The organism is Variovorax sp. EL159 (genome assembly GCF_900100965.1).
Taxonomy (GTDB): Bacteria; Pseudomonadota; Gammaproteobacteria; order Burkholderiales; family Burkholderiaceae_C; genus Variovorax.
This window is the reverse complement of record NZ_FMUJ01000005.1, coordinates 306,555-330,334: the sequence shown is the minus strand read 5'-3', so window position 1 is coordinate 330,334 and position 23,780 is coordinate 306,555. Positions and strand designations below refer to the sequence as shown.

The following is a 23,780-nucleotide window of genomic DNA, read 5'->3' as shown; positions in this document are numbered from 1 at the left end:
ATGAAGACCCGCATCACCGAACTGCTCGGCATCCGCTACCCCATCATCCAGGGCGGCATGCAATGGGTGGGCCGCGCCGAGCTGGCGGCGGCCGTGTCGAACGCAGGCGGCCTGGGCATCGTGACCGCGCTCACGCAGCCCACGCCCGACGACCTGCGCAATGAGATCGCGCGCACCCGCACGCTCACCGACAAGCCCTTCGGCGTGAACCTCACGATCCTGCCGGCGGTGAAGCCGCCGCCGTATGCGGAGTACGTGCAGGCCATCATCGACAGCGGCATCAAGATCGTGGAGACGGCGGGCAACAGCCCGAAGGACTTCATCGAGGCGCTGAAGCGGCATGACGTGAAGATCGTGCACAAGTGCACCTCCGTGCGCCATGCGCTGTCGGCGGAACGCAATGGCGTCGATGCGGTGTCGGTCGACGGCTTCGAGTGCGCGGGCCATCCGGGCGAAGACGACGTGCCCGGCCTCGTGCTGCTGCCCATCGCCGCGCGCAAGCTGCGCATTCCGATCATCGCGTCGGGCGGCATCGCCGACGGGCGCGGCATGGCTGCGGCGCTCGCGCTGGGCGCCGAGGGCGTCAACATGGGCACGCGCTTCTGCGTGACGAAGGAAGCGCCCATTCACGACAACATCAAGCAGGCGCTGGTCGATGCGACCGAGCGCGACACCAAGCTGATGTTTCGCACCATGCGCAACACCGCGCGCGTGTTCCGCAACGCCATCTCCGAAGAAGTGGTGACCACCGAGAACCGCCCCGGCGGCTGCGAGTTCGAAGAGGTGCGCCCGCTGGTCGCAGGCGCGCGCGGCCGCGCGGCGCTGGAGTCGGGCGAGGTGAACAACGGCGTGGTCTCGGCCGGCCAATGCATCGGCCTGATCGACGACATTCCGACCTGCGCGGAACTGCTCGAACGCATGGTGCGCGAGTGCCGCGAGCACCTGGACCGGGCGCGGTCCTGGATGGACTGAGTCTTTCTGCTCGCATCCGGGGGCGTTCACGCCGACGGGGTACCTTGTTGCTCCGCGAATGTCCCCCGGCCTTCGGCCTCCTCCTTGATTTCGCTGCGCAAGGCACACCCCGCCAGCGTGATCGTTCAGAGCCACTGCGGAAGCTGCATTTATTGGCGGTTGCCAAGACTTCGTGCCGCATGAACCGGTTGCTTCGCCGGGTTCTTCTCTAGAGTGAATGCCCCTGTCACTCGACACCCCACCAAGGGGAGAAGAAAGCGCAACACACCCAACCACCACCGAGATGTTTGAAGGCTGCTTGCCTCGCGGCAGGTTGTCGGTGCGAAAGCAGCGATGCAGATGCGAGGTATCAAAAGGCGACGGCCAGGGTGTTACGAGCACCCCAGCCGTCTAACCAAGTTCGTGCAACAACCTTGGAAGGAACGCACAAAAATGGCTAGCAAGACTATAGCCCGGCCTCGTACGCCGGTAGCCTCCGAAGACAACGCCCAAGACGCGGCGGATCTTCTCGAAAACACCCTCTCTCAACTTGAAGCCCTCCTGTGGGTCTGCCATGGAGAAGACATCGACTGGTGCAGCGGTGAAGGGCCTCGACAACTGGACAACCTGCTTTGGCTTGCGGCTGAACTGGCGCGCAAGGCGAGGGAGTTGTTTCAGGTGAGCGAGAAGGCGCGACGCGCAGCGCCTGAGACTGGCGGGTAGGGGCTGGTCTGCGGGCTGCGAAGTTCGTGGCCCGCCTGGGGAGCAGGAGCTTTGATATGGAACGACTGAAGCCTTCGTGATGAAGAGAGTTTGACTCTCGGTCGATTGAGGCAAGGCGTAATGGTCGAACCCCTTAAACAACTCGATCGCAAAAGCGGTCGCTACGCCCTCCGCCATCACCGCCTCTGGAAAACCCGCCCCGGCGCACATATCACTAAATGTTAGATTTCCGCCCGGGAAGAGGGAACTACAAGTGATATACGTCGACGATGCCAAGGTCCTGAAGCACGGTTATGCGTGGTTCCACCTTGTTGCGGATAGCATCCAGGAACTGCACGAATTCGCGGCCAGCATCGGACTGTCCGCGCGCGCCTTCCATCGCGGTGCGCGCCATCCCCACTACGACGTCACCGCTAACCAACGCCGGCGCGCGCTTCAACATGGCGCTACTGCAATCTCCGCTCGAGACGCAGTGCGAATCGGTCTGCAAGCAGCCTTGCCCGCGCGCGCCATCGCAGCCGCCCCTCCTCAGCCCTGTCTCTTCGCCTGACCCAGCGAGCACGACGTGTATCTCGCGGCCGACTCCCTCGACGATCTGCTGTTCAAGGTATACAAGCAAATTCTCGCCCGCGGCACCGCGATAAAACCGTCGAAAGGCGATGCCCGGGAAACTAGCGGCATGCTGCTGAAGCTCTCAGCACCACGGGTTCGTCTCAGCCGATCAGAATCGCGGGGCCTCCTCTTCAGCTGCCTCGGCGAACTGCTGTGGATACTTGCGGGCAGCAATCGGCTGGACTTCATCCAGCACTACATCCCTCGCTATGACGAGTTCTCCGACGACAAGAAAACCATCTACGGCGCCTACGGGCCACGCCTGTTCGGCAAGACGCCGAACGACCAAGTCGCCCGTGTCATCCAGTTGCTGAAGGACAAGCAAGATTCAAGGCAAGCAGTTTTGCAGCTGTTTGACCGCACCGACACGCTTGAATTTCATAGAGACGTACCCTGCACCTGTACGCTGCAATTCATGGTGCGAGACAGTCGGCTGCACATGTTGACGTCAATGCGTTCGAACGACGCTTGGCTCGGCCTGCCCCACGATGTCTTCACATTCACCATGCTTCAGGAGCTCGTCGCCCGGTCAGTGGGCATCGAGCTGGGTGAATACAAGCACGCCGTCGGCAGCTTGCACCTATACGACGAGCACCACGACAAAGCCCTCCAGTTCTTAGACGAGGGCTGGCAGACACACCGCCCAATGCCGCCGATGCCCAAGAGCGACCCGTGGGTCGCCGTGAAAGGCCTCGTCGATTTCGAGAAGAAGGTGCGCACTAGCCATGGCTCAATTCCAACGCCACCTGCGACCATGGACCCATATTGGGAAGACTTGGCCACTTTGCTGACGATCCACAAGGCTGGGCTCGTCCCGAACAACCAGCCAGAGATCAGACGCCTGAAGCGGCGTATCCACGACGACGTCTACTCGACGTACATAAAGAGGCGCTACAAGCTCACCACCGACAAAGACCAGCTGTCGATCTTCGATGGCCAGGCAGCCTTGACCAAGGAAACGATATGAAAGGCCCCGAGAAGAAGCAGCGAAGTGAGACTCTCGAAGCACAGCTGATGGAGTTCCACAAAGAACAGATGCCACTGACCGGCATCGTCCCCGTGGAGAACATGCTGACCTTCGTGGATCAGCTCATCGACAGTCTCCAGCGCGTCGAGTACGTGCATAGGGTACGGGCCCGGCCCATTAGCCTGCTGCGTGCCGACCCAAAGAGCACCCTGTTCGACCCTATTAGGGCAGCAATGCTCAAGGCGTCTGACGGACACCGGGAGGAGGCGTTCTGGCTGGTATTCCTCGCCACGCATTGCGGCCGGAACCTGCGCACCGAATGGCTGCTTGCGCGCGAGTTGTACGGTTCGCTTGAGGACACGCCTTGGACCTGGCCGCGAGTTGCCGCTGATCCGATAGCCTATGGCGAATGGCTCGAGGACAACCGCGCCGACTTCAAGGGCAAGTTCGGCAATCACCGCAAGTACGAGTCTCTCAAGCAAGGCGCTCGCGGCACCAGCGTCGTCGTTAGTACCTACGTCGAATGGGTCAAAGAGAACGGCTCGCACGACAAGATGATCGCGAGCGCGCTGGCACAGGCGGAAGGCCATCCCCGACGAGCATTCGCACTGCTATATGACTCGATGGACGCAGTAATGAGCTTCGGGCGCACCGGACGTTTCGACTACCTCACAATGCTCGCTAAGGTCGGCCTCGCCGCGATTGATGCCAACTCGACGTACATGAACGAGGCCACCGGTCCCAAGAAAGGGGCACGCTTGCTATTCGACGGGCAAATCGACTCGAATACCAGTGCCAAGACCCTCGAAGCGCGCGTTGCCGCCCTGGAGAAGCACTTGGGCGTCGGCATGCAGGTTATGGAGGATGCCATGTGCAACTGGCAGAAGAGCCCCGGGAAATATCTGCCCTTCCGCGGGTAGCAATTAGCCCCAGGTATATCGTTTCTTCAGGAAGTTGAGCTTGTCCCTAGGCACTAAGCCTCGGTGTTGAAGCTGACCAACCACGATTCCCGGCGACACCGAGAGCTTTCGCGCAAACCTCATGACAGCCTTGTACTCATGAGGAAGCGCGCGCAGCGCAGCCTCTTGCGACGGCGGAATCAGAACCTTCCCAGCGAAGTCATTGGCTTCCCGCTCCTCTTTCTCATCGAGATGCCGCTTCTCAGACCACTCAAGGAACAGGCGATCCTCGTGTAAAACCAGATGCCCGGCCTCGTGGAAAAAGGTGAACCAGAAGCTGTCGTCACGCAGATACCGAGCACTGAGCTGAAGGATGGCTTGACCATTTCTAACCCGTGTTGCACCGCTTGCCGGGCAGCCTTTGGGGGTCCGGACAATGACAACTGCGACCCCGCACTCGGCACACCTACGCTGAAGCTGATGGATAAATTCCGTGGGCTTCTCAACCCTCGTCAGCGGCTTCAACTCCGGCAGGATTCGCTCGAAGTCGGCGCGGGACCATTGCGCGGTGCTGATGCGGCTCGCGGCCTGCTCACCCTGTCGAAGCCAAGCAGCAGCAGACGCGCCTTGCGTCGTAAAGACTGGCGAGGTCCTGTACGCCGTCAAGCCGGCGCGTTCCGAAAGCCACGTATCCCGCCATTCATCGACGCTCGACACGCCGAAAAAGGCGAAAGCTTGGTGGAGTTTGTCCGCGGCCGTGCTCGCGGCACTCAACCATCCAAACTTCGCCATGTCGGCGAACGGAAGGCTGGATACCCAGGCACGGGTGTCATCGTGAATTGCCTGCAATGCATGGCGGTACTGCGCCTCACGTGCAAGCCAGAAACGAGGCGTAGCCCCGACAGAGGCCGCAAGTCTTTCCGCTCTCGCTTCGGTGATGGGTAAATCGCCATCGAGCACGCGAGCGAGAGCACTTTCCGCAACGCCGAGGGCGCTGGCAACGACCGCTTGTGTCAGCCCCTTCCGCTGGGCGAGTTCTCGAACGGTCTCGCCTGGAGGAGACGCCCATGCAGGGAGAAATTCAGCAGAGACACTCACTTGCCGCCCCCGATGCGGGCGACCTTGAGTCTCGCCACTTGAGCCCAATCAATCGTTTCACCATTCATCGGCGCGCTTTGCTGAATCACATTGCAGAAGAGGCTAAGTCCTTCGCTTAACTGGAACCGTAGCATTCCGTGCTCCTGCGTGCAACTCTCAATTTCGAGCCCCATATCAAACAGTTCGGCGACAGTTTCAACCGCGTTCATGTCGGCCAGCACCCGGCGCAGCGCCTTGCTGCCTAGCTCGCCAAGCTCCCGCTTCGCCCTCGTCGGGCTTTCACAGGTGGCACGCAACTCCCTCGTCTGAAAGGCAATCTCAAGCGGCATAGAGCCAGGATTGTCGGCGAAGTATTGCGCCGCACCTCTCGATCCTTACCTGTGTGGGCTGAAACGATTCAGAAGCGAACATCGAACGCACTCATACCAAAGTCGGCCGCGACCTACACCAGCCCTTCGGACTTCTGCTTGTCCAGCGCCCGTCTCTCACGAAAGCTCAGTAGCACGCCCCCGCACGCCCACCCGCAATCCACCACAGCGCTGGACCCACCAACCCCACAGCCGCCCTCATCGTGCACAAGGCACCGGGTACTCCCCGCAGCGAAATAAAGGAGGAGGCCGAAGGCCGGGGGATATTCGCGGAGGGGAGTACCCGGTGCCCTGTACACACGCCCCGAAAGCCGCTCAGCAGGCCCAGCTGCTAAGGAAACCCCCGATACATGCGTGGTCATCGACGACCTAGCATGGAAGGTTGTTTCCCTGTCGAGGTGTACGGATCGCATCCCGGCGTCCGCCCGGTGACATGGCGTTTGCCTCACTGACCTTCCTGCGATGACAACTCCACCCGAGTCCGGCCCCACGCTGGACGCCGCCAGCCCCCTCCCCCCCGACATCGAAGCCGCCGACGAGCCGACCAAGGTGCCGCTGGCCATCGAGGACTGGCTCACGGTCATCATCATGGGTGCGCTGGCGCTCATCACCTTTGCCAACGTGCTGGTGCGCTACTTCACCGATTCGTCGTTCGCGTGGACCGAAGAGTTCTCGGTGTTCCTCATGATCATGCTGGCGCTGGTGGCCGGCTCGGCGGCCGTGGCGCGCGACCGGCACATCCGCATCGAGTACTTCTCGGAAAGCGGCTCGATGGCGCGGCGCAAGCGGCTTGCGCAGTTCGGCGCGCTGACGATCGCGATCCTGTTCACGCTGATCGGCGCGCTCAGCATCCGCATGGTGTGGGACGACTACCACTTCGAAGAAACCACGCCGGGCATCGGCCTGCCGGCCTGGTGGTATTCAATCTGGCTGCCGATCGTGTCGTTTGCCATCGCGCTGCGCGCGATCGGGCTCATGGTGCGCCGCGGCCGCAAGACAAACTACAAGTCCGATGCACCCGCCACCGGCAAGAAGACCGGCAGCAGCAGCAATAGCAGCAACAACAGCAGCGGCAAGGGCGACGCCAAGTGATCGCCACGCTTCTCTTCGTCGCCTTCGTGGCGATGATGCTGGTGGGCGTGCCCATCGGCGCCGCATTGGGCCTGGCCGGTGCCGCCTGCATCGCGCTGGCCAATAGCGACGCGCAATGGTTCGGCCTGCTGGCCGTGCCGCAGAACTTCTACGCGGGCCTGGGCAAGTACCCGCTGCTGGCCATTCCGATGTTCGTGCTGGTGGGCTCCATCTTCGACCGCTCGGGCGTGGCGCTACGGCTCGTGAACTTCGCGATTGCCATCGTGGGGCGCGGCCCCGGCATGCTGCCACTGGTGGCGATTGCGGTGGCGATGTTTCTCGGCGGCATCTCGGGTTCGGGCCCGGCCAATGCGGCGGCGGTGGGCGCGGTGATGATCGCGGCCATGTCGCGCGCGGGCTACCCGCCGGCCTTCTCGGCCAGCGTGGTGGGTGCGGCGGCGGCCACCGACATCCTGATTCCGCCTTCGGTCGCGTTCATCGTGTACTCGGTGCTGGTGCCCGGTGCGTCGGTGCCGGCGCTGTTCGCGGCCGGCATGATCCCCGGCGTGATGGCCGGCCTGGCGTTGATGATCCCGGCCGTGATGCTGGCCCGCAAGCACAAGATGGGCGCGCTCGAATCGACCTTGCCACGCCCGCCGTTCTGGAAGAGCTTTCGCGAAGCGACCTGGGGCCTGGCTGCGCCGGTGCTCATTCTCGGCGGCATGCGTGCGGGCTGGTTCACGCCGACCGAAGCGGCGGTGGTGGCGGTGTTCTACGGCCTGTTCGTGGGCATGTGCATCCACCGAACGATCAAGGTGCGCGACCTGTTCGTGATCCTGCGCGAGTCGGGCGAGCTGTCGGCGGTGATCCTGCTGGTGGTGTCTCTGGCGGGCATCTTTGCGTATTCGCTGTCGACGCTGGGCGTGATCGATCCGGTGACGCGCGCCATCGTGAATTCGGGGCTGGGCGAGTACGGCATCCTGGCGCTGCTGATCCTGCTGCTGATCACGGTGGGCATGTTCCTCGATGGGGTGTCGATCTTTTTGATCTTCGTGCCGCTGTTGCTGCCCATCGTGCAGCACTACAAGTGGGACCCGGTGTGGTTCGGCGTGATCCTCACACTGAAGGTGGCGTTGGGCCAGTTCACGCCGCCGCTCGCGGTCAACCTCATGGTGTCGTGCCGCATCGCCAATGTGCGCATGGAAGAGACGGTGCGATGGGTGGGCTGGATGCTGTTCTCGATGTTCGTGGTGATGGTGCTGGTCATCATCTTTCCGGAACTGGCGCTGTGGTTGCCGCGCAAGCTTGGGTACTAAGGAGGGGAGTACCCGGTGTCCTGTGCACTCGCCCCGAACAACGCGCCCCTCGCGTTCCATTGAAAAGTTTTCAGTGCCAGTCAGTGTTCAAACAATAAGGAGACGTCTCATGAAATTCCGCCGCACCCTGCTGGGCCTTGCCGTGGCCGCGACTGCATTCGGCTTTGCCAGTACCGCCGCCATCGCGCAAGGCAACTACAAGCCCGAATACAAGATGTCCCTCGTGCTCGGCCCGCCGACGCCCTGGGGCCAGGCCGGAAAGATCTGGGCCGACATGGTCAAGGAGCGCACCCAGGGCCGCATCAACATCAAGCTGTACCCCGGCGTGTCACTCATCCAGGGTGACCAGACCCGCGAGTTCAGCGCGCTGCGCCAGGGCGTCATCGACATGGCCGTGGGCTCGACCATCAACTGGTCGCCGCAGGTCAAGCAGCTCAACCTGTTTTCCATGCCCTTCCTGATGCCCGACTACGCGGCCATCGATGCGCTCACGCAAGGCGACGTCGGCAAGGAGATGTTCAAGACGCTCGAGAAGGCCGGCGTCGTGCCGCTCGCCTGGGGCGAGAACGGCTACCGCGAGATCACCAACTCGAAGAAGCCGATCAAGTCGCCCGCGGACATGAAGGGCATGAAGATCCGCGTGGTCGGTTCGCCCATCTATTCGGACATGTTCACCGCACTCGGCGCCAACCCCACGCAGATGAGCTGGGCCGATGCACAACCCGCGCTCGCGAGCGGCGCGGTTGATGGGCAAGAGAACCCGCTGTTCCTGTTCACCGTGCTCAAGATGCAGACCGTGGGCCAGAAGTTCGTGACCACCTGGGGCTACGTGGCCGACCCGCTGGTGTTCGTGGTCAACAAGGAAATCTGGGCCTCGTGGACACCGGCCGATCAGGCCATCGTGCGCCAGGCGGCCATCGATGCCGGCAAGGAAGAAATCGCCATCGCGCGCAAGGGCCTGGTGGAAGCCGACAAGCCTGTGCTGAAAGACATCGCGGGCATGGGCGTGACGGTGACCAACCTCACGCCGGCAGAGCGCGAAGCCTTCGTGAAGGCGACGCGGCCGGTGTACGACAAGTGGAAGTCCACCGTGGGCGTGGAGCTGGTCGCGAACGCCGAGAAGGCGATTGCGGCGCGCAAGAAGTAATCGGAAGCAGCGCGCTTCGATCAGCAGCGGTACCGGCTCGGGTTCGCGCCGGTCACCTTCTTCATCAGGCGTCGCAATGCGGTGGCGTCCTGGTACCCGACGGCGCCGGCCACCTGTTCGACCGTCATGCGGCTGGTTTCGAGCAGCGCCCGCGCGCGGCGCAGCCTGACGCCCAGCACCAGCGCCTGCGTGCTCTTGCCAGTCGCCTTCTGGATGTGGCGCGACAGCGTACGCTCGGACATGCAGAACTCACGTGCCAGGGCGCTCACGGTCGGTGGGGCGGGCAACGCGGACTCGATGCGCGCGGCGACCTTGGCCACGAGGTCGTTGCCGCTGGCCATCGCCTCGGGAACGATGAACGGCGCCTGCGCCTGACGCCCGTCGATCAGCAGCATGCGCGAGACCAGGTCGGCCAGTGCGTTGCCGAAGCGCTCACGCAGCAGGTGCAGCATGAGATCGGTCTGGGCGAAGGCGGCACCAGCCGTGACCACGGGGCCATCGGAACACACCATGCGGTCAGCATCGACGGTGCAGCCCGGCGCCATTCTTTGAAGCAGTGGTGCGTGCCACCATGAAGTGGTGGCGCGCCGGCCTTCAAGCAGGCCCGCAGCGTGCAGCAGGAACACTGCCGAACACGATGCAGCCACAGGCCCACCCGCCCGCGCATGCCGCGCGAGGCCGGCAACGGCCTTGGCCGTATCGGCGTCTTCGAGGCGTTGCCGGACCTGTGCCGATGTGTTCAACCCCAGGCCCGGCAGCACCCATGTCGAACGGTCGTCCCTGGGCCTTGCGGGCAGCCTGGCGGTGTCGATGTTCATGCCGCCCTGGAGCCGCACCGTGCCGCCTTCGGCCGAGCAGAGGCGCCAGCGCGGCGCGGCCACGCCTGCCCTGGCCGCCAACGCACTTGCCGCAGCGAGGATGTCGAGCGTGACCGCCACGCTGCTGGCATATGCGTCCTCCAGAACCAGGACGGTGAAATCATGCATGTCGGATAGCGCCTTAAAACAGTCAAAACAGACACTGTCATTCTGGCAACGGGATCGCTCCAATACAAGCTTCACATCAGCAGGCGCACCCATGCCCCACATCCTCGTCAAGATTCCACAAGGCGCCTTTCCCGGCGACAGCCGGGCAGCGCTCGTCCAGAAGATCAGGGAAGCCGCATCGGCCGCCGAACAGATTCCGGCCGACCCGGCGAAGCAGTTTCTTTGCTGGGTGCTGATCGAAGAGATCGCGGCCGGCGACTGGACATGCGGTGGGGCCGACGTCACGGCGAAGTTCCTGCCTTGCGCGGCCACCGTGCAGTTGCCTGCCGGTGTGCTGGACGAGGCATCGCGCACGCAGTTCATCCACTTGATGCACGCGGCATTCAAGGCCGCGATGCCCGCGAATGACAAGCGCCAGCTGCTGAGTTCAGTCGTCCTGCACGATGTGCCCAATGGCACCTGGGGCGTGGGCAGCGCGCTCTGGAAGCTTCCCGATTTCGCCCGCGCAGCGGGCTACGCGCACCTGCAGCATCTGGTGGAGGCCACGGCATGAACCACGACGATCCATTGAACGACTTCGAGCCCCGTTCGATCACGCTCGACGGCATCACCAAGGTGGTCCACGTGACGGGCACAGGGCCCGCGGTGATCGTGATGACAGAGATGCCGGGCATCAGCCCGCACGTCGCACGCTTCAGCCGCTGGGTGCGCGACGCGGGCTTCACGGTCTACATGCCCTCGCTGTTCGGCCGCGACGGTGCGGTGCCGGGTGTCGAGGAAGGCATCGCCACCTTCAAGCGGGCCTGCGTCAGCGCGGAGTTTCGTGCCTTCGCCTCCAACGAATCGAGCCCGGTGACGCAGTGGCTGCGCGCCCTTGCGCGGCTCGCGCACGAAGAGTGCGGCGGCCCCGGCGTGGGCGCGATCGGCATGTGCTTCACGGGCAACTTCGCGCTCTCGATGATGCTGGAGCCCGCGATGCTGGCGCCCGTGGTGTGCCAGCCCTCGTTGCCCATGGACAACCCCGCCGGCATGAACATGGCGCCCGACGAACTGGCCGCCGTGCGTGCGCGCCTGGAGCGCGAAGACCTGACGGTGATGGCCTACCGCTTCGACGGTGACAAGCATTGCAGGGCCGAGCGCTTCGCGGCCTTTGCCGAGGCGCTGGGGCCGCGCTTCGTCGCTCGCGTGCTGCCCGACAGCGCGGCCAACCCGAACACACCGCCCTTCTTCGACAAGGTGGTGGCCAGCCCGCACAGCGTGGTGACGGCACACCTGATCGATGAAGCGGGCCAGCCCACCGTGGCGGCACGCAACGAGATCCTGTCGTTCTTCGCGCAGCGGCTCGGTGAGGGGCGCACGCAACAGTAGGCAGCAGGCGGCAGCCGCGCGGCTGCACACTTTTCACTGTGGGCAAATTCGCGCGCTAACCCCTTGGTTTGCACGGTGTCGCGCACCTGCGCGCGATGGCCGAAAATGCAGCCGCCATCGCGTGTTGCGGCGCGCGATGCTCTGGCAGACTGACTTGCGGCGCACTCCCGCGCCCGCAAGGAATCGCTCCCATGCCCCTGAAATCCACCGCATCGGCCGTTGCATCGACAACGACGGCACGCCGCCTGCTTTTTCTTCTGGCCCTTCCTGTCCTTGGACTCGTCATCTTGACCCTCAGCCTCGCCGCCTCGAATGCCCATGCCGCCGATGCCGCATCCGGCAAGCCCGCAGTGCGTACGTTGATCATCGACACCGACCCCGGTGCCGACGATGTGATCGCGCTGCTCTTTGCCATGGCCTCGCCCGACGAACTGAAGATCCAGGCGCTGACCACGGTGGCGGGCAACGTGCCGCTGGCCAAGACGTCGCGCAATGCAAGGCTTGCGCGCGAATGGGCGAAGCGGCCCGACATTCCCGTCTATGCGGGTGCACCGCGCCCCTTGGTGCGCACGCCCATCTATGCGGCCGACATTCACGGCAGCGAAGGCATCACGGGCGTGAAGGTGCACGAGCCGAGCCAGCCGCTGGCCGAAGGCAACGCGGTCGACTACCTGATCCGTACACTGCGCGCAGCGCCCGAAAAAAGCGTGACGCTCGCGATGCTCGGGCCCGAAACGAATCTTGCGCTGGCGCTGACGCAGGCCCCCGACATCACGCGCGGCCTGCGCGAGCTGGTGCTGATGGGCGGCGCGCATTTCAACGGCGGCAACATCACGCCGACGGCCGAGTTCAACGTCTTCGCCGACCCGCATGCGGCCGAGATCGTGCTCAAGAGCGGCGTGCCCATCACCATGCTGCCGCTGGACGTGACGCACAAGGTGCTGACCAGCCCCGAGCGCATCGCGAAGCTGCGCGGCATCGGCAACCAGGCCGGCAAGACCGTCGCAGACATCCTCGATGCCTACGTGCAGCACGACATGCAGTACTACGGCCTGCCCGGCGGCCCTGTACATGACGCCACGGTGATCGGCTACCTGCTGCAGCCTTCGCTGTTCAAGGGCCGGCAGGTGAACGTGGAAGTCGACAGCCGCGAAGGCATCGGCTTCGGCCAGACGGCGGTCGACTGGTACGGCGGGCTGAAGAAGCCGGCCAACGTGAACTGGATTGCTGAGGGCGATGCGCAGGGGTTCTTCGATCTGCTGACGCAGCGCATCTCGCGGCTGCCCTGAGCCTTGGCCAGCCCATGAAAAAAGCCACGCTGCGAAACAGCGTGGCTTTTGTCTTTGTGCCGCAGCAGCGAATCAGTGCTGCAGGATCTTGTTCAAGAAGTCCTTGGTGCGCGGCTGACGATTCTCGGGGTGCTCGAAGAACTCGTCCTTCGGGCAGTCTTCCAGGATCTTGCCGCCCACGTCGATGAAGATCACGCGGCTCGCGACCTTGCGGGCGAAGGCCATTTCGTGCGTGACCACCATCATGGTCATGCCTTCCTTGGCCAGGCTCACCATCACGTCGAGCACTTCGCCGACCATTTCGGGGTCCAGCGCCGAGGTGGGTTCGTCGAACAGCATCACGATCGGGTCCATCGACAGCGCACGGGCAATCGCCACGCGCTGCTGCTGGCCGCCCGAGAGCTGGCCCGGGAACTTGTCCTTGTGCGCCATCAGGCCCACGCGGTCGAGCATCTTCAGGCCGCGGGTCTTGGCTTCGTCGGGCGAGCGGCCCAGCACCTTGATCTGCGCGATCGTGAGGTTCTCGGTCACCGACAGGTGCGGGAACAGCTCGAAGTGCTGGAACACCATGCCGACCTTGGAGCGCAGCTTGGGCAGGTTGGTCTTGGGGTCGTGCAGCGGAATGCCGTTGACGGTGATCTCGCCCTTCTGGAAGGGCTCGAGCGCGTTCACGGTCTTGATGAGGGTGGACTTGCCCGAGCCCGAAGGCCCGCACACCACCACCACGTCACCCTTGGAGATGTTCACCGAGCAGTCGTTGAGCACCTGCACGGGGCCGTACCACTTGGAGACGTTCTTGATTTCGATCATTTTTTCGGACATATCTTTCTCTCCGGTTCAGCCACTCAATCAGCGAATGATGGCGATCTTCTTGTGCAGGCGCTTCACGAGCCAGGACAAGGCATAACACATGACGAAGTACACGACGGCTGCGAGCAGGTAGGCCTCGATCGGGCGGCCGAAGTTCTTGCCGGCGGTCTCGAAGCCCTTGAGCATGTCGTAGGCACCGATGGCGTAGACCAGCGAGGTGTCCTGGAACAGGATGATGGTCTGCGTGAGCAGCACCGGCAGCATGTTGCGGAACGCCTGCGGCAGCACCACGAGGCGCATGTTCTGGCCGTAGGTCATGCCGACCGCCTGGCCGGCGTTGACCTGGCCGCGCGGGATCGACTGGATGCCCGCGCGCATGATCTCGGAGAAGTACGCGGCCTCGAACGCGACGAAGGTGATCACGGCCGAGATCTCGGAGCGGTAGTTGGAGCCCACCGAACCGAACAGCGAATAGAACGACGCCGGCACCAGCAGGAAGAACCACAGGATCACCATCACCAGCGGGATGCTTCGCATGCCGTTGACGTACAGCGCCGCGGGCGCGTCGAGCCACTTCTTGCCCGACAGGCGCATGAGCGCCAGGATGGTGCCGAAGATCACGCCGCCAATGGTGGCCACCACCGTCAGCATGATGCTGAAGTAGAAGCCCTTGATGACGAAGTTGCTGATGACGTCCCAGTTGTAGAACGACAGGTCGAGATTCATCATGTCAGTGTCCTCCGCCGCCAGCGCTGGCCGAGACGATGAAGCCCGGCACGCGGGTCTTCTTCTCGATGTACGCCATGAGCCGGTTGATGGCCAGGGCCGACACCACGTAGCACGCCGTCACCGCCAGGTAGACCTCGATGCCGCGCGAGGTTTCTTCCTGCGCCTGCATGGCGAACATGGTGAGTTCGGTGACCGACACGGCAAACGCGACGGACGAATTCTTGAAGATGTTCATCGTCTCGCTCGTGAGCGGCGGGATGATGATGCGGTAGGCCATCGGCAGGATCACGTAGCGGTAGTACTGCGTGGTGGTGAAGCCCACCGCCATGCCCGCATAGCGCTGGCCCTTGGGCAGCGCCTGGATGCCCGAGCGCACCTGCTCGGCGATACGCGCCGAGGTGAAGAAGCCCAGTGCCAGCACCACGAGGATGAAGCTGGGCACGCCCTTCATCACCGGGATCAGCGCCGGAATGACGTGGTACCAGAGAAAGATCTGCACCAGCAGCGGGATGTTGCGAAACAACTCGACCCAGGCATTGCCCAGCCGCACCAGCCACGGGTTGTCGGGCAGCGTGCGGATGATCCCGACCAGCGAGCCCAGCACCAACGCGACGATCAGTGCCAGCAGTGCCACCGACACCGTCCAGCCCCAGGCGGACAGCATCCACTGCAGGTAGGTCGGATAGTCCCCCCCGGGGTCTTGCAGGAAGACCTGCCAATCCCAGTTGCCCATTTTCTTACTCCTTCACCATCTTCGAAAAACCAGTCCCTGAAAAGAAACGCCCACCGCGAAAGGTGGGCGTCATTCACGCAGCGACGCGCCGCTTATTCCTTGGTGACGTAGTCTTCCGCAGGCTTGTCGTTCGGGTTGGCCCAGGCGTTCTTGGTGGCTTCGCCCAGCGGCAGGTTGATGACCACGTTTGCCGGCGGGATCGGCTTCATGAACCACTTGTCATAGAGCTTGGCCAGCTCGCCCGACTTGGCTTGTGCCTTGATGCTGTCGTCCACGACCTTCTTGAAGGCCGGGTCGTCCTTGCGGATCATGATGCCGATGGGTTCGACGGCCAGCACGTCGTTCAGGATCTTGTAGTCCTTGGGCGACTTCGACTTGGCGGCCAGGGCAGCCAGGATCGAGCCGTCCATCACGAAGGCGTCGGCACGGCCGGTTTCGACCAGCAGGAAGCTGTCGGAGTGGTCCTTGCCGTAGACCTCCTTGAAGGTCAGGTTTTCAGCGCGCTTTTGCTTGCGCACGGTCTGCAGCGGCGTGGTGCCGGTGGTGGTGGCGACCGTCTTGTCCTTCAGGTCGGCCAGCGAGTTGATGCCCGAGTTGGCCTTGACCAGGATCTTGGTTTCTTCGACGTAGGTGGTGTCGCCGAAAGCCACGTCCTTCTGGCGGGTGGCGTTGTTGGTGGTCGAGCCGCACTCGATGTCCACAGTGCCGTTCTGCACGAGCGGAATGCGGTTCTGCGAGGTCACGGGCTGGTACTTGACTTCGAGCTTCTTGCCGGCGAGCTTCTCGATGTCCTTGATGATGTTGGCGCAGACGTCGAAGTGGAAGCCGGTGTACTGGCCGTTGCCCAGCGTGTACGACAGGCCGGACGATTCACGCACGCCTTCGGTGATGACGCCGGAAGCCTTGATCTTGGCCAGCGTGTCATTGGCTTGCGCCATCGCGCCGCCGGCGGCCAGCGCCGCGATTGCCAATGCCAATACTTGTTTTTTCATTCGGAAAACTCCTGAGGGTGACTGAAACAGATACAACTAAATTCTAGACATTCGCATTTTGCGTGATACCCGGACCAACCCGGTGCAACACGGCGCACGTTGCACCGCCTGGGCGCGCACAGGCGCCAGCTTGGTGCGATCCTGCCTCCTGGCATTGTCCGACTTTCACTAAGCAGCCTTTGTGCCCGAAGGCTCGGCGGCCGGGGGAACCGGTGCGGCAGACAGGCGAACCGGCTGGGTCAGATTCTCGGGCACGAGCAGCGCGTCCATTTCGGCGCGGGTCATGATGCCCAGCGATTCGGCCACCACGTCGATGGGCCCGCCGGTGGCCAGCGCGGTCTTGGCGATGAGCGCAGCCTTCTCGTAGCCGATCAGCGGATTGAGCGCGGTGACCAGCGTGACCGACTCGCGCACCCGCTTGGCCAAAAACTCGCGGTTGGCCTCGATGCCGTCGACGCAGTTGGTGCGCAGCGTGTGGCAGGCGTTGCCCAGGTGCTGGATGCTCTTGAACAGGCTCCAGCCCATGATCGGCTCGAAGGCGTTGAGCTGCAGCTGCCCGGCCTCGGACGCCAGCGTGACGGTGATGTCGTTGCCGATGACCTCGAAGGCCACCTGGTTCATGACTTCCGGAATCACGGGGTTGACCTTGCCCGGCATGATCGACGAGCCGGCCTGCCGCGCCGGCAGCCGGATCTCGCCGAAGCCGGCCTGCGGGCCGCTGGACAGCAGGCGCAGGTCGTTGCAGGTCTTGCTCAGCTTGGTCGCCACGCGCTTGAGCACGCCCGAGAGCTGCACGAAGGCGCCGGTGTCCTGCGTGGCCTCGATCAGGTTGGCGGCCTGCTTGAGCGGCACGCCGGTCTGCTCGGCAAGGTACTGGCAGGCCAGGTTGGCATAGCCGTGCGGCGCGTTGATGCCGGTGCCGATGGCGGTGGCGCCGAGGTTGATTTCTTCGATGAGCGCACGGGCCTCGCCAAGGCGGGCCTCGTCTTCCCCGATCATGATGGCGTAGGTCAGGAACTCCTGGCCCAGCGTCATGGGCACCGCGTCCTGCAGCTGCGTGCGGCCGATCTTGAGGATGTCCTTGAACTCGAGCGCCTTGGCCTCGAAGCTGCGGCGCAGCGCGGCCATGGCTTCGAGCAGCCGGCCGATGGCGAACCACAGCGCCAGCCGCACCGCCGTGGGGTACACGTCGTTGGTGCTCTGCGAGGCGTTGACGTGGTCGTTGGGGTGCAGCACGTCGTAGCGCCCCTTTTCGTGGCCCAGCTTCTCGAGCGCGAGGTTGCAGATGACCTCGTTGGCGTTCATGTTGGTCGAGGTGCCGGCGCCGCCCTGGATCACGTCGACCACGAATTCGCCGAGCAGCTTGCCGTCGACGATGTCTTCGCAGGCCAGGATGATCGCGGCGGCGCGGTCTCGGTCGATGGCGCCCAGGTCTGCATTGGCGCGCGTGGCGGCCTTCTTCACGTAGGCCAGGGCGCGCACGAGGTCGGGCATGGCCGAGATGCGGGTGCCCGAGATCGCGAAGTTCTCGACGGCACGCGCCGTGTGCACGCCCCAGTAGGCGATGGCGGGGATCTGCTTCTCGCCGAGGAAGTCGTGCTCAGTCCGGAAATTGGAGCTCATACGGTTTCCTCGGCTTAAAAAAAAGCACGCGTGTGGCGCGTGCGGGGTGGGTGTGACGAGTGACAGCAGAAAAAAACTGCCGCGACTGTAGTAGCGCCGGACACATGGCGCCAATGCCGTTTGCGGGGAGGCTCATGCGCGGCATTTATAGATTGTGCGGTGCACAAATTGCGTTCAGCGCGCCGGCTGGGTGCCGACAAGGTACGACCACAGGGCGTCGGCCGTGCGCTTGGGCTGCAGGCTGTCGGAGGCCGCGACCTTGGCAGCGCGCCCGCCGGCCGCCTTCACCGGCGCGGGCGCGGTGGGCCGCTCGCGGTAGGCGCGGATCTCCATCGTGGCTTCGAGGCTGTCGATCTCGGGCGGCAGCGCGCTCACCAGCTTGCGCGCCTTGATCTCCTTGCGCACCGCGCTCTGCGGCAGGAAGGCAATGCCGTGGCCTTCGAGCGCCATCACCTTCAGGCCTTCGGCCATGTCGGTTTCATAGACGCGGTCGAGGTGGATGGCGGTGCCCGACTCTTTCAGCAACTGGTCGACCACGCGGCCCAGGTAGGCGCCCGGCGCATAGCCCAGGTACGGCAGCGGCTGGCCCGGGCGGCCCGGCAGCCGGTAGCGCGGCGCCCCTTCGGCGTCGGCCTTGACCCAGGGCGCCACGGTTTCCTCGCCGAGGCTGACCATCTCGTACTTGTTGGCATCGAGCTGCAGCGGCTGCGAGGGGTGGTGGTAGGCGATCAGCAGGTCGCAACTGCCTTCGACCAGCCGCAGCACCGCGTCGTGCACGTTGAGCGCGATGAGCCGGCTCTTGATCGGCCCGAAATGCTCGCGCAGGCTGGTCACCCACGAGGGGAAGAAGGTGAAGGCCAGCGTGTGCGGCACGGCAATCTCGATCACGTCCTGCCCGGCGGCTGAATGGCCGCGCAGCATGGCCCGGGTGCTCTGCAGCGACTGCAGCATCTCGATGGCCTGGCTGTAGAGCGTCTGGCCCGCGGGCGTCAGGCGCGTGGGGTAGGAGCTGCGATCGACCAGGTCGGTGCCGGCCCAGCCTTCGAGCGCCTGGATGCGGCGCGAGAACGCCGGCTGCGTCACATGCCTCAATTGGGCCGAGCGGCTGAAGCTGCGGGTTTCCGCCAAACTGATGAAGTCTTCGAGCCACTTTGTTTCCATACGCGGCGATTATGCGAGCGCCGCGCCATACTGGGCGCCCCTCCTTTTCCCGCACTCGCCATGCCTTCAGCCGACCTGCTCGAACTCAGCGCCACCGAACTTTCGCGCCGCATCGCCGCGCGCGACGTGTCCTGCCAAGAAGTGATGCAGGCCTCGCTGGCCCGCATCGAGGCGCTGAACCCGCGCTTCAACGCCATCGTCTCCCTGCGCGAGCCGGCGCAGCTGCTGGCCGAGGCCGGCGAGCGCGACGCCGAACTGGCGCGCGGCGAACGGCGCGGCTGGATGCACGGCTTTCCGCTGGCGGTGAAAGACCTGAGCCACGCCGCCGGCCTGCCGACCTCGATGGGCTCGCCGCTGTCGCCGCGCTCGCCGGCACGCACCGACAGCCTGCACGTGGCCCGCATGCGCGCGGCTGGCGCCATCGTCATCGGCAAGACCAACACGCCCGAATTCGGCCTGGGCTCGCACACCTACAACACCGTCTTCGGCACCACCCGCAATGCCTACGCGCACGACCGCAGCGCGGGCGGCAGCAGCGGCGGCGCGGCCGTGGCACTGGCCCTGGGCATGCTGCCGGTGGCCGACGGCAGCGACATGATGGGATCGCTGCGCAACCCCGCTGCCTTCAACAACGTGATCGGCATGCGGCCTTCGCGCGGACGCGTGCCCGGCGACCCCGAGCAGGAGCTGTTCTTCCAGCAACTGGGCTGCGAAGGCCCGATGGCCCGCACGGTGGAAGACACGGCGCGGCTGCTCGCGGTGCAGGCCGGCTTCGACGGCCGCGTGCCGCTGTCGTCGCCCCACGCCCTGCCCTCGCCCGATGCGCTGCAGCTCGACGGCGACGGCAAGGGCCTGCGCATCGGCTGGCTCGGCAGCGTCTGGCCCGACCTGCCGCTGGCGCCCGGCGTGCGCGAACTCGGCGAGAAGGCGCTCGACACCTTCCGCGCCATCGGCTGCGAGGTCGAGCCCTGCACGCTCGACGTGCCGCGCGAGCACAACTGGAGCGCCTGGCTGCGTCTGCGGCAACTGCTGGTGGGCGGCAAGCTGGGCGCCTACCTGAGCGATCCGAAGCTGTTCGCGCAGCTCAAGCCCGAGGCGCAATGGGAGATCGAGCAGAGCCGGCATCTGGATGCGGCCTCGCTGTACCAGGCCTCGCACTATCGATCGAACGTGTACCGCGCATTTCTTGCGCTGTTCGAGCGCTTCGACTTCGTCGTGGCACCGACCGCGCAGGTGTTTCCGTTCGACGCGGACCTGCATTGGCCGGCCGAGGTGAATGGCGTGCGGAGCGACACGTACCACCGCTGGATGGAGATCGTCACGCCGTTCACGCTGGCGGGGTTGCCGACGCTGAATGTGCGAGCCGGCTTCGGCGAAGGCGGCCTGCCGATGGGCTTGCAGCTTGCGGGGCCGATCCATTCGGATCTCGAAGTGCTGCGGCTGGGGCATGCGTATGACCAGGCATGTGGCTGGGGCGCCCAACGTCCCCCGGTATTGGTTTGACTCCCTCCCCCGCTGGGGGAGGGCGGGGGTGGGGGCAAGCGGCGCTCATTGCGCGCGCTCTGCCCGCCCCCATCCCCACCTTCCCCCAGAGGGGGAAGGAGCAAGTCACTCAGATCGGCGTAACGACGCCGCGCCCCGCGAAGTGCCCTTCAGCATTCGCCAGGAAATGATCGACTGACTTCTGCGTCGCCTCGGGTGACCAGCCCGCCATGTGCGGCGTCAGCAGCACGTTGTTCAGGCCGACCAACGGCTCCGGCCGCTTCGGCTCGCTCTCGTACACGTCCAGGCCCGCGCCCGCGATGCGGTTCTCGCGCAGCGCTGCGGCCAGCGCCTCGGTGTCGACCACGCTGCCGCGGCCGATGCTCACCAGGTAGCCCTGTGGCCCCAGCGCATCGAGCACTTCGGCATTGACCAGATGCTTGGTCGCCGGTCCGCCCGGTGCGGCCAGCACCAGAAAGTCGGCCCAGGCCGCCAGCGACTTCAGGTCGTCGAAGTAGCGCTGCGTTGCGCCTTCGCGCGGCTTGCGGTTGTGATAGCCGACCTCCATGTCGAACGCCGCAGCGCGCTTGGCGATCTTCTGGCCGATGGTGCCCAGCCCGAGGATGCCCAGCTTCTTGCCCGACACATTGGCCGGCTGCGGAATGGCTTCGCGCCACACGCCTTCGCGGCACAGGCGGTCGAGCTTGCGGAACTCGCGCACGATGCCGATGAGCAGGCCGAAGGCGTGGTCGGCCACGCAGTCGTCGTTGGTGCCCGCGCCGTTGGCCGTGGCGATGCCGCGCGCACGCGTCACGTCGAGCGGCACGCCTTCGTAGCCCGCGCCCAGGCAGCAGATCAGCTCGACGGCCGGCATGGCCGCGATCTCCTCGGGCGTGATGCCGATGACGCCGATGGTCAGCACCGCGCGGAATTTCTTGCCGTGCTCGGCAATGGCGGCGGCGCGCTGGGCAGCGCCGAAGGCGTAGGTCAGGTCATAGACCTCGGCAATCTGGGCCTGGTGGGCGCTCGACAGGCTGTTGAGCACCAGCAGGGGAATCTTGGTCGACACGTCTGAACTCCTGAATCGATTGAAAAAAGTCTGGATGATCGCGCTACATCAGCGGTGTCGCTTCGCTCTTCTGCAAAGCCCACATCTGCGCATAGCGGCCGCGTGCCGCGAGCAGCTCGGCATGCGTGCCGCGCTCGACGACCACGCCCGACTCCAGCACCAGGATCTCGTGCGCATCGACCACGGTCGACAGGCGGTGCGCGATGACCAGCGTGGTCTTGTCCTGCGCCGCGCTCTTGAGCTCGGACTGGATCGCGCGCTCGTTGGCAGAGTCGAGTGCCGAGGTGGCCTCGTCGAAGATCACGATGGGCGGGTTCTTCAGCAGCGTGCGCGCGATGGCCACGCGCTGCTTCTCGCCGCCCGAGAGCTTCAGGCCCCGTTCGCCCACCGTCGTCTCGTAGCCCTTGGGCGTGGCCGAGATGAAGTCGTGGATGCGCGCGGCACGCGCAGCGCCTTCCACCTCTTCGCGGCTCGCACCGGGGCGGCCGTAGGCAATGTTGTATTCGACCGTGTCGTTGAACAGCACCGTGTCCTGCGGCACGATGCCGATGGCACGGCGCACGCTCGATTGCGTGACCTCGCGGATGTCTTCGCCGCCGATGGTGATGCGGCCCTGCTGCACGTCGTAGAAGCGGTACAGCAGCCGCGCCAGCGTCGACTTGCCCGAACCCGAAGGGCCGACCACGGCCACCGTCTTGCCGGCGGGAATCTCGAAGCTCACGTGCTTGAGGATGGGGCGCGCGGGCTCATAGGCAAAGCTGACACCTTCGAAACGGACGGTGGAATTGACGCCGCCGCCCTCCCCCGGCGGAAGAGGAGGCAAGGCCAAGGGCTGCGCGCCGGGTGCATCGCGCACCTCGCGCTCTTTCTCCATCAGCACGAACATCTTGTCCAGGTCGGTCAGGCTCTGCTTGATCTCGCGGTAGATCACGCCCAGGAAGTTGAGCGGAATGTAGAGCTGGATCATGAAGGCGTTGACCATCACCAGGTCGCCCAGCGTCATGCGCCCGTCGACCACGCCCGAGGTGGCGCGCCACAGCATCAGCACCAGGCTGATCGCGATCAGCAACTGCTGGCCGGTGTTGAGCATGCTCAGCGTGCGCTGGCTCTTGATGGCCGCCTTGCGGTAGCGGTCGAGGCTGGCGTCGTAGCGCCTGGCCTCGAACTCCTCGTTGTTGAAGTACTTGACGGTTTCGTAGTTCAGCAGCGAATCGACCGCGCGGCTTTGCGCCGTCGAGTCGAGCTCGTTCATGGTCTTGCGGAACTGGGTGCGCCACTCGGTCACCGTGACCGTGAAGGTGATGTACAGCACCAGCGCCACCAGCGTGATCACGACGAAGAGCCAGTCGAACTTCACGCCCAGGATCGTGAGCACCAGCACCAGCTCGATGATGGTCGGCACGATGCTGTAGAGCGACATCGAGATGAGCGAGTGCACGCCGCGCGTGCCGCGCTCGATGTCGCGCGTCATGCCGCCGGTCTGGCGCTCCAGGTGAAAGCGCAGGCTCAGCGCGTGCAGGTGGCCGAACACCTCCAGCGCGATCTGCCGCGCCGTGCCTTCGGTGGCCTTGGCGAAGATCAACTCGCGCAACTCGCCGAAGAGCGCGGTCGAAAAGCGCAGCAGCCCGTAGGCCAGCAGCAGCCCGATGGGCACGATCAGCAGCGCCTGGGCCATGTCGGGCTTGGGCGTCATCGTGTCGATGAGGTTCTTCAGCAGCACCGGCACGCCCACGTTGGCCACCTTGGCGCCCACCATGAACGCGAGCGCCGCGATCACCCGCCACTTGTACTGCCACAGGTAGGGAAAGAGCCGGCGCAGCGTCGCCCAGTCGGAACGGTCGCTGGTCGCCGGTGGGTGGCCGGAGACGGTGAGGGAGGGGACGGACGATGGGGAGGGGGCTTCGCCACTGCGGCGCATGGAGGACAATCGTGGTTGCTTGTTTGTTCCAGATTGTGCCCATGTCAGATACTTCCAGCGCTGCTGCCGCCGCCACCCTCAAGAGCCTGCCCACCGACATGGAGCTGGTGCTCAAGGTCATTCCGATGCCGGCCGACTGCAATGCCAACGGCGACATCTTCGGCGGCTGGGTCATGGCGCAATGCGACCTGGCCGGCTCGGTGATCCCGGCGCGCTACGCCAAGGGCCGGCAGGCCACGGTGGCGGTGAACGAATTCATCTTCAAGCAGCCCGTGCGGCTGGGCGACATCCTCTCGTTCTATTCGAAGCTGGTGCGCATCGGTCGCACGTCGGTCACGGTCACGGTCGAGGTGTTCGCCGAGCGCTTTCGCGCGCAGGGCGAGTACATCAAGGTGACGCAGGCCACCTTCACCTACGTGGCCATCGATGACAACGGCCGCCCCCGGCCCATCGAACAGCAGCCCTGAG

The 23,780-nt window shown here is 64.7% G+C and carries 24 protein-coding genes; 13 read left to right on the top strand and 11 right to left on the bottom strand.

Going from position 1 to position 23,780, the window contains the following annotated elements; all coding sequences use genetic code 11:
- The 5 genes from BLQ28_RS22460 to BLQ28_RS22440 all read left to right on the top strand — a co-directional run bounded on the left by BLQ28_RS22460 (position 1) and on the right by BLQ28_RS22440 (position 4,173).
- The gene (locus BLQ28_RS22460; protein ID WP_093244682.1) at positions 1-972 is read left to right on the top strand and encodes an NAD(P)H-dependent flavin oxidoreductase; all 972 of its coding nucleotides are present in this window, start codon (positions 1-3) and stop codon (positions 970-972) included.
- 432 nt (positions 973-1,404) lie between these two features.
- Entirely contained in the window at positions 1,405-1,674 is a 270-nt protein-coding gene (locus BLQ28_RS33160; RefSeq protein ID WP_093244679.1) for a hypothetical protein, read from the top strand.
- Positions 1,675-1,927: 253 nt separating this feature from the next.
- On the top strand, positions 1,928-2,224 hold the full coding sequence (locus BLQ28_RS22450) for a DUF4031 domain-containing protein (RefSeq protein WP_093244677.1): 297 nt from the start codon (positions 1,928-1,930) through the stop codon (positions 2,222-2,224).
- A gap of 15 nt (positions 2,225-2,239) precedes the next feature.
- A complete protein-coding gene (locus BLQ28_RS22445; protein ID WP_093244674.1) occupies positions 2,240-3,253 on the top strand; it encodes a thymidylate synthase in 1,014 nt (337 codons plus the stop codon).
- Positions 3,250-4,173, top strand: a complete 924-nt coding sequence (locus BLQ28_RS22440) for an alpha-glutamyl/putrescinyl thymine pyrophosphorylase clade 3 protein (RefSeq protein WP_093244672.1) — start codon at positions 3,250-3,252, stop codon at positions 4,171-4,173. Before BLQ28_RS22445 ends, BLQ28_RS22440 begins: the two co-directional genes overlap by 4 nt.
- Before the next feature lie 3 nt (positions 4,174-4,176).
- On the opposite strand, the gene BLQ28_RS22435 is transcribed toward BLQ28_RS22440, so the two are convergent.
- Both BLQ28_RS22435 and BLQ28_RS22430 read right to left on the bottom strand, forming a co-directional pair.
- Positions 4,177-5,250, bottom strand: coding sequence for an ImmA/IrrE family metallo-endopeptidase (locus BLQ28_RS22435; protein ID WP_176801198.1), 1,074 nt, complete (start codon positions 5,248-5,250; stop codon positions 4,177-4,179).
- A complete protein-coding gene (locus BLQ28_RS22430) occupies positions 5,247-5,579 on the bottom strand; it encodes a hypothetical protein (protein ID WP_093244667.1) in 333 nt (110 codons plus the stop codon). The genes BLQ28_RS22435 and BLQ28_RS22430 overlap by 4 nt, the downstream gene beginning before the upstream one ends.
- Before the next feature lie 501 nt (positions 5,580-6,080).
- Here BLQ28_RS22430 and BLQ28_RS22425 point away from each other — a divergent pair.
- From BLQ28_RS22425 to BLQ28_RS22415, 3 genes are all read left to right on the top strand, one after another.
- Positions 6,081-6,710, top strand: a complete 630-nt coding sequence (locus BLQ28_RS22425) for a TRAP transporter small permease (protein WP_093244664.1) — start codon at positions 6,081-6,083, stop codon at positions 6,708-6,710.
- Positions 6,707-8,005 (top strand): TRAP transporter large permease, encoded by a 1,299-nt coding sequence (locus tag BLQ28_RS22420; RefSeq protein ID WP_093244662.1) that lies wholly within the window; start codon positions 6,707-6,709, stop codon positions 8,003-8,005. Before BLQ28_RS22425 ends, BLQ28_RS22420 begins: the two co-directional genes overlap by 4 nt.
- Positions 8,006-8,114: 109 nt before the next feature.
- Positions 8,115-9,152 carry a DctP family TRAP transporter solute-binding subunit gene (locus tag BLQ28_RS22415; protein ID WP_093244659.1) on the top strand — a complete coding sequence of 346 codons (1,038 nt, stop codon included), beginning with the start codon at positions 8,115-8,117 and terminating at the stop codon, positions 9,150-9,152.
- Positions 9,153-9,172: 20 nt separating this feature from the next.
- Here the strand turns inward: BLQ28_RS22415 and BLQ28_RS22410 are convergent, their stop codons facing one another.
- Positions 9,173-10,138 carry a GlxA family transcriptional regulator gene (locus tag BLQ28_RS22410; RefSeq protein WP_093244657.1) on the bottom strand — a complete coding sequence of 322 codons (966 nt, stop codon included), beginning with the start codon at positions 10,136-10,138 and terminating at the stop codon, positions 9,173-9,175.
- A gap of 91 nt (positions 10,139-10,229) precedes the next feature.
- Here BLQ28_RS22410 and BLQ28_RS22405 point away from each other — a divergent pair, with 91 nt between their 5' ends.
- The 3 genes from BLQ28_RS22405 to BLQ28_RS22395 all read left to right on the top strand — a co-directional run bounded on the left by BLQ28_RS22405 (position 10,230) and on the right by BLQ28_RS22395 (position 12,795).
- Positions 10,230-10,691 carry a tautomerase family protein gene (locus BLQ28_RS22405; protein WP_093244654.1) on the top strand — a complete coding sequence of 154 codons (462 nt, stop codon included), beginning with the start codon at positions 10,230-10,232 and terminating at the stop codon, positions 10,689-10,691.
- The gene (locus BLQ28_RS22400) at positions 10,688-11,506 is read left to right on the top strand and encodes a dienelactone hydrolase family protein (RefSeq protein ID WP_093244652.1); all 819 of its coding nucleotides are present in this window, start codon (positions 10,688-10,690) and stop codon (positions 11,504-11,506) included. The genes BLQ28_RS22405 and BLQ28_RS22400 overlap by 4 nt, the downstream gene beginning before the upstream one ends.
- A 191-nt stretch (positions 11,507-11,697) precedes the next feature.
- Positions 11,698-12,795, top strand: a complete 1,098-nt coding sequence (locus BLQ28_RS22395) for a nucleoside hydrolase (protein WP_371126703.1) — start codon at positions 11,698-11,700, stop codon at positions 12,793-12,795.
- Between the two features lie 72 nt (positions 12,796-12,867).
- Here the strand turns inward: BLQ28_RS22395 and BLQ28_RS22390 are convergent, their stop codons facing one another.
- From BLQ28_RS22390 to BLQ28_RS22365, 6 genes are all read right to left on the bottom strand, one after another.
- On the bottom strand, positions 12,868-13,605 hold the full coding sequence (locus BLQ28_RS22390; RefSeq protein ID WP_093245512.1) for an amino acid ABC transporter ATP-binding protein: 738 nt from the start codon (positions 13,603-13,605) through the stop codon (positions 12,868-12,870).
- Between the two features lie 39 nt (positions 13,606-13,644).
- Entirely contained in the window at positions 13,645-14,334 is a 690-nt protein-coding gene (locus BLQ28_RS22385) for an amino acid ABC transporter permease (protein ID WP_093244649.1), read from the bottom strand.
- 1 nt (position 14,335) lies between these two features.
- Positions 14,336-15,067: an amino acid ABC transporter permease gene (locus BLQ28_RS22380; protein WP_093244124.1), complete on the bottom strand. Its 732-nt coding sequence runs from the start codon at positions 15,065-15,067 to the stop codon at positions 14,336-14,338.
- Positions 15,068-15,159: 92 nt separating this feature from the next.
- Entirely contained in the window at positions 15,160-16,059 is a 900-nt protein-coding gene (locus BLQ28_RS22375) for an amino acid ABC transporter substrate-binding protein (protein WP_093244123.1), read from the bottom strand.
- A gap of 168 nt (positions 16,060-16,227) precedes the next feature.
- The gene (locus BLQ28_RS22370) at positions 16,228-17,682 is read right to left on the bottom strand and encodes an aspartate ammonia-lyase (RefSeq protein ID WP_093244121.1); all 1,455 of its coding nucleotides are present in this window, start codon (positions 17,680-17,682) and stop codon (positions 16,228-16,230) included.
- A gap of 174 nt (positions 17,683-17,856) precedes the next feature.
- Complete coding sequence (locus tag BLQ28_RS22365; RefSeq protein WP_093244120.1) at positions 17,857-18,843, bottom strand: LysR substrate-binding domain-containing protein; 987 nt, start codon at positions 18,841-18,843, stop codon at positions 17,857-17,859.
- A 60-nt stretch (positions 18,844-18,903) separates the two neighbouring features.
- Between BLQ28_RS22365 and BLQ28_RS22360 the strand changes: the two genes are divergently transcribed.
- Complete coding sequence (locus BLQ28_RS22360; protein WP_093244118.1) at positions 18,904-20,346, top strand: amidase; 1,443 nt, start codon at positions 18,904-18,906, stop codon at positions 20,344-20,346.
- A 109-nt stretch (positions 20,347-20,455) separates the two neighbouring features.
- On the opposite strand, the gene BLQ28_RS22355 is transcribed toward BLQ28_RS22360, so the two are convergent.
- Both BLQ28_RS22355 and BLQ28_RS22350 read right to left on the bottom strand, forming a co-directional pair.
- Positions 20,456-21,394: a 2-hydroxyacid dehydrogenase gene (locus tag BLQ28_RS22355; protein ID WP_093244117.1), complete on the bottom strand. Its 939-nt coding sequence runs from the start codon at positions 21,392-21,394 to the stop codon at positions 20,456-20,458.
- A gap of 43 nt (positions 21,395-21,437) precedes the next feature.
- Positions 21,438-23,312, bottom strand: coding sequence for an ABCB family ABC transporter ATP-binding protein/permease (locus tag BLQ28_RS22350; protein WP_093244115.1), 1,875 nt, complete (start codon positions 23,310-23,312; stop codon positions 21,438-21,440).
- A gap of 41 nt (positions 23,313-23,353) precedes the next feature.
- On the opposite strand from BLQ28_RS22350, the gene BLQ28_RS22345 reads away from it, so the two are divergent.
- Entirely contained in the window at positions 23,354-23,779 is a 426-nt protein-coding gene (locus BLQ28_RS22345; protein WP_081268377.1) for an acyl-CoA thioesterase, read from the top strand.
- The last annotated feature ends 1 nt before the right edge of the window (position 23,780 follow it).

Coding starts and splice junctions, on each gene's coding strand:
- BLQ28_RS22400 (WP_093244652.1), top strand. CDS start 10,688: ATGAACCACGACGATCCATTGAACGACTTCGAGCCCCGTTCGATCACG.
- BLQ28_RS22365 (WP_093244120.1), bottom strand. CDS start 18,843: ATGGAAACAAAGTGGCTCGAAGACTTCATCAGTTTGGCGGAAACCCGC.
- BLQ28_RS22430 (WP_093244667.1), bottom strand. CDS start 5,579: ATGCCGCTTGAGATTGCCTTTCAGACGAGGGAGTTGCGTGCCACCTGT.
- BLQ28_RS22360 (WP_093244118.1), top strand. CDS start 18,904: ATGCCTTCAGCCGACCTGCTCGAACTCAGCGCCACCGAACTTTCGCGC.
- BLQ28_RS22370 (WP_093244121.1), bottom strand. CDS start 17,682: ATGAGCTCCAATTTCCGGACTGAGCACGACTTCCTCGGCGAGAAGCAG.
- BLQ28_RS22395 (WP_371126703.1), top strand. CDS start 11,698: ATGCCCCTGAAATCCACCGCATCGGCCGTTGCATCGACAACGACGGCA.
- BLQ28_RS33160 (WP_093244679.1), top strand. CDS start 1,405: ATGGCTAGCAAGACTATAGCCCGGCCTCGTACGCCGGTAGCCTCCGAA.
- BLQ28_RS22425 (WP_093244664.1), top strand. CDS start 6,081: ATGACAACTCCACCCGAGTCCGGCCCCACGCTGGACGCCGCCAGCCCC.
- BLQ28_RS22415 (WP_093244659.1), top strand. CDS start 8,115: ATGAAATTCCGCCGCACCCTGCTGGGCCTTGCCGTGGCCGCGACTGCA.
- BLQ28_RS22410 (WP_093244657.1), bottom strand. CDS start 10,138: ATGCATGATTTCACCGTCCTGGTTCTGGAGGACGCATATGCCAGCAGC.
- BLQ28_RS22380 (WP_093244124.1), bottom strand. CDS start 15,067: ATGGGCAACTGGGATTGGCAGGTCTTCCTGCAAGACCCCGGGGGGGAC.
- BLQ28_RS22390 (WP_093245512.1), bottom strand. CDS start 13,605: ATGATCGAAATCAAGAACGTCTCCAAGTGGTACGGCCCCGTGCAGGTG.
- BLQ28_RS22345 (WP_081268377.1), top strand. CDS start 23,354: ATGTCAGATACTTCCAGCGCTGCTGCCGCCGCCACCCTCAAGAGCCTG.
- BLQ28_RS22385 (WP_093244649.1), bottom strand. CDS start 14,334: ATGATGAATCTCGACCTGTCGTTCTACAACTGGGACGTCATCAGCAAC.
- BLQ28_RS22460 (WP_093244682.1), top strand. CDS start 1: ATGAAGACCCGCATCACCGAACTGCTCGGCATCCGCTACCCCATCATC.
- BLQ28_RS22375 (WP_093244123.1), bottom strand. CDS start 16,059: ATGAAAAAACAAGTATTGGCATTGGCAATCGCGGCGCTGGCCGCCGGC.
- BLQ28_RS22405 (WP_093244654.1), top strand. CDS start 10,230: ATGCCCCACATCCTCGTCAAGATTCCACAAGGCGCCTTTCCCGGCGAC.
- BLQ28_RS22350 (WP_093244115.1), bottom strand. CDS start 23,312: ATGCGCCGCAGTGGCGAAGCCCCCTCCCCATCGTCCGTCCCCTCCCTC.
- BLQ28_RS22440 (WP_093244672.1), top strand. CDS start 3,250: ATGAAAGGCCCCGAGAAGAAGCAGCGAAGTGAGACTCTCGAAGCACAG.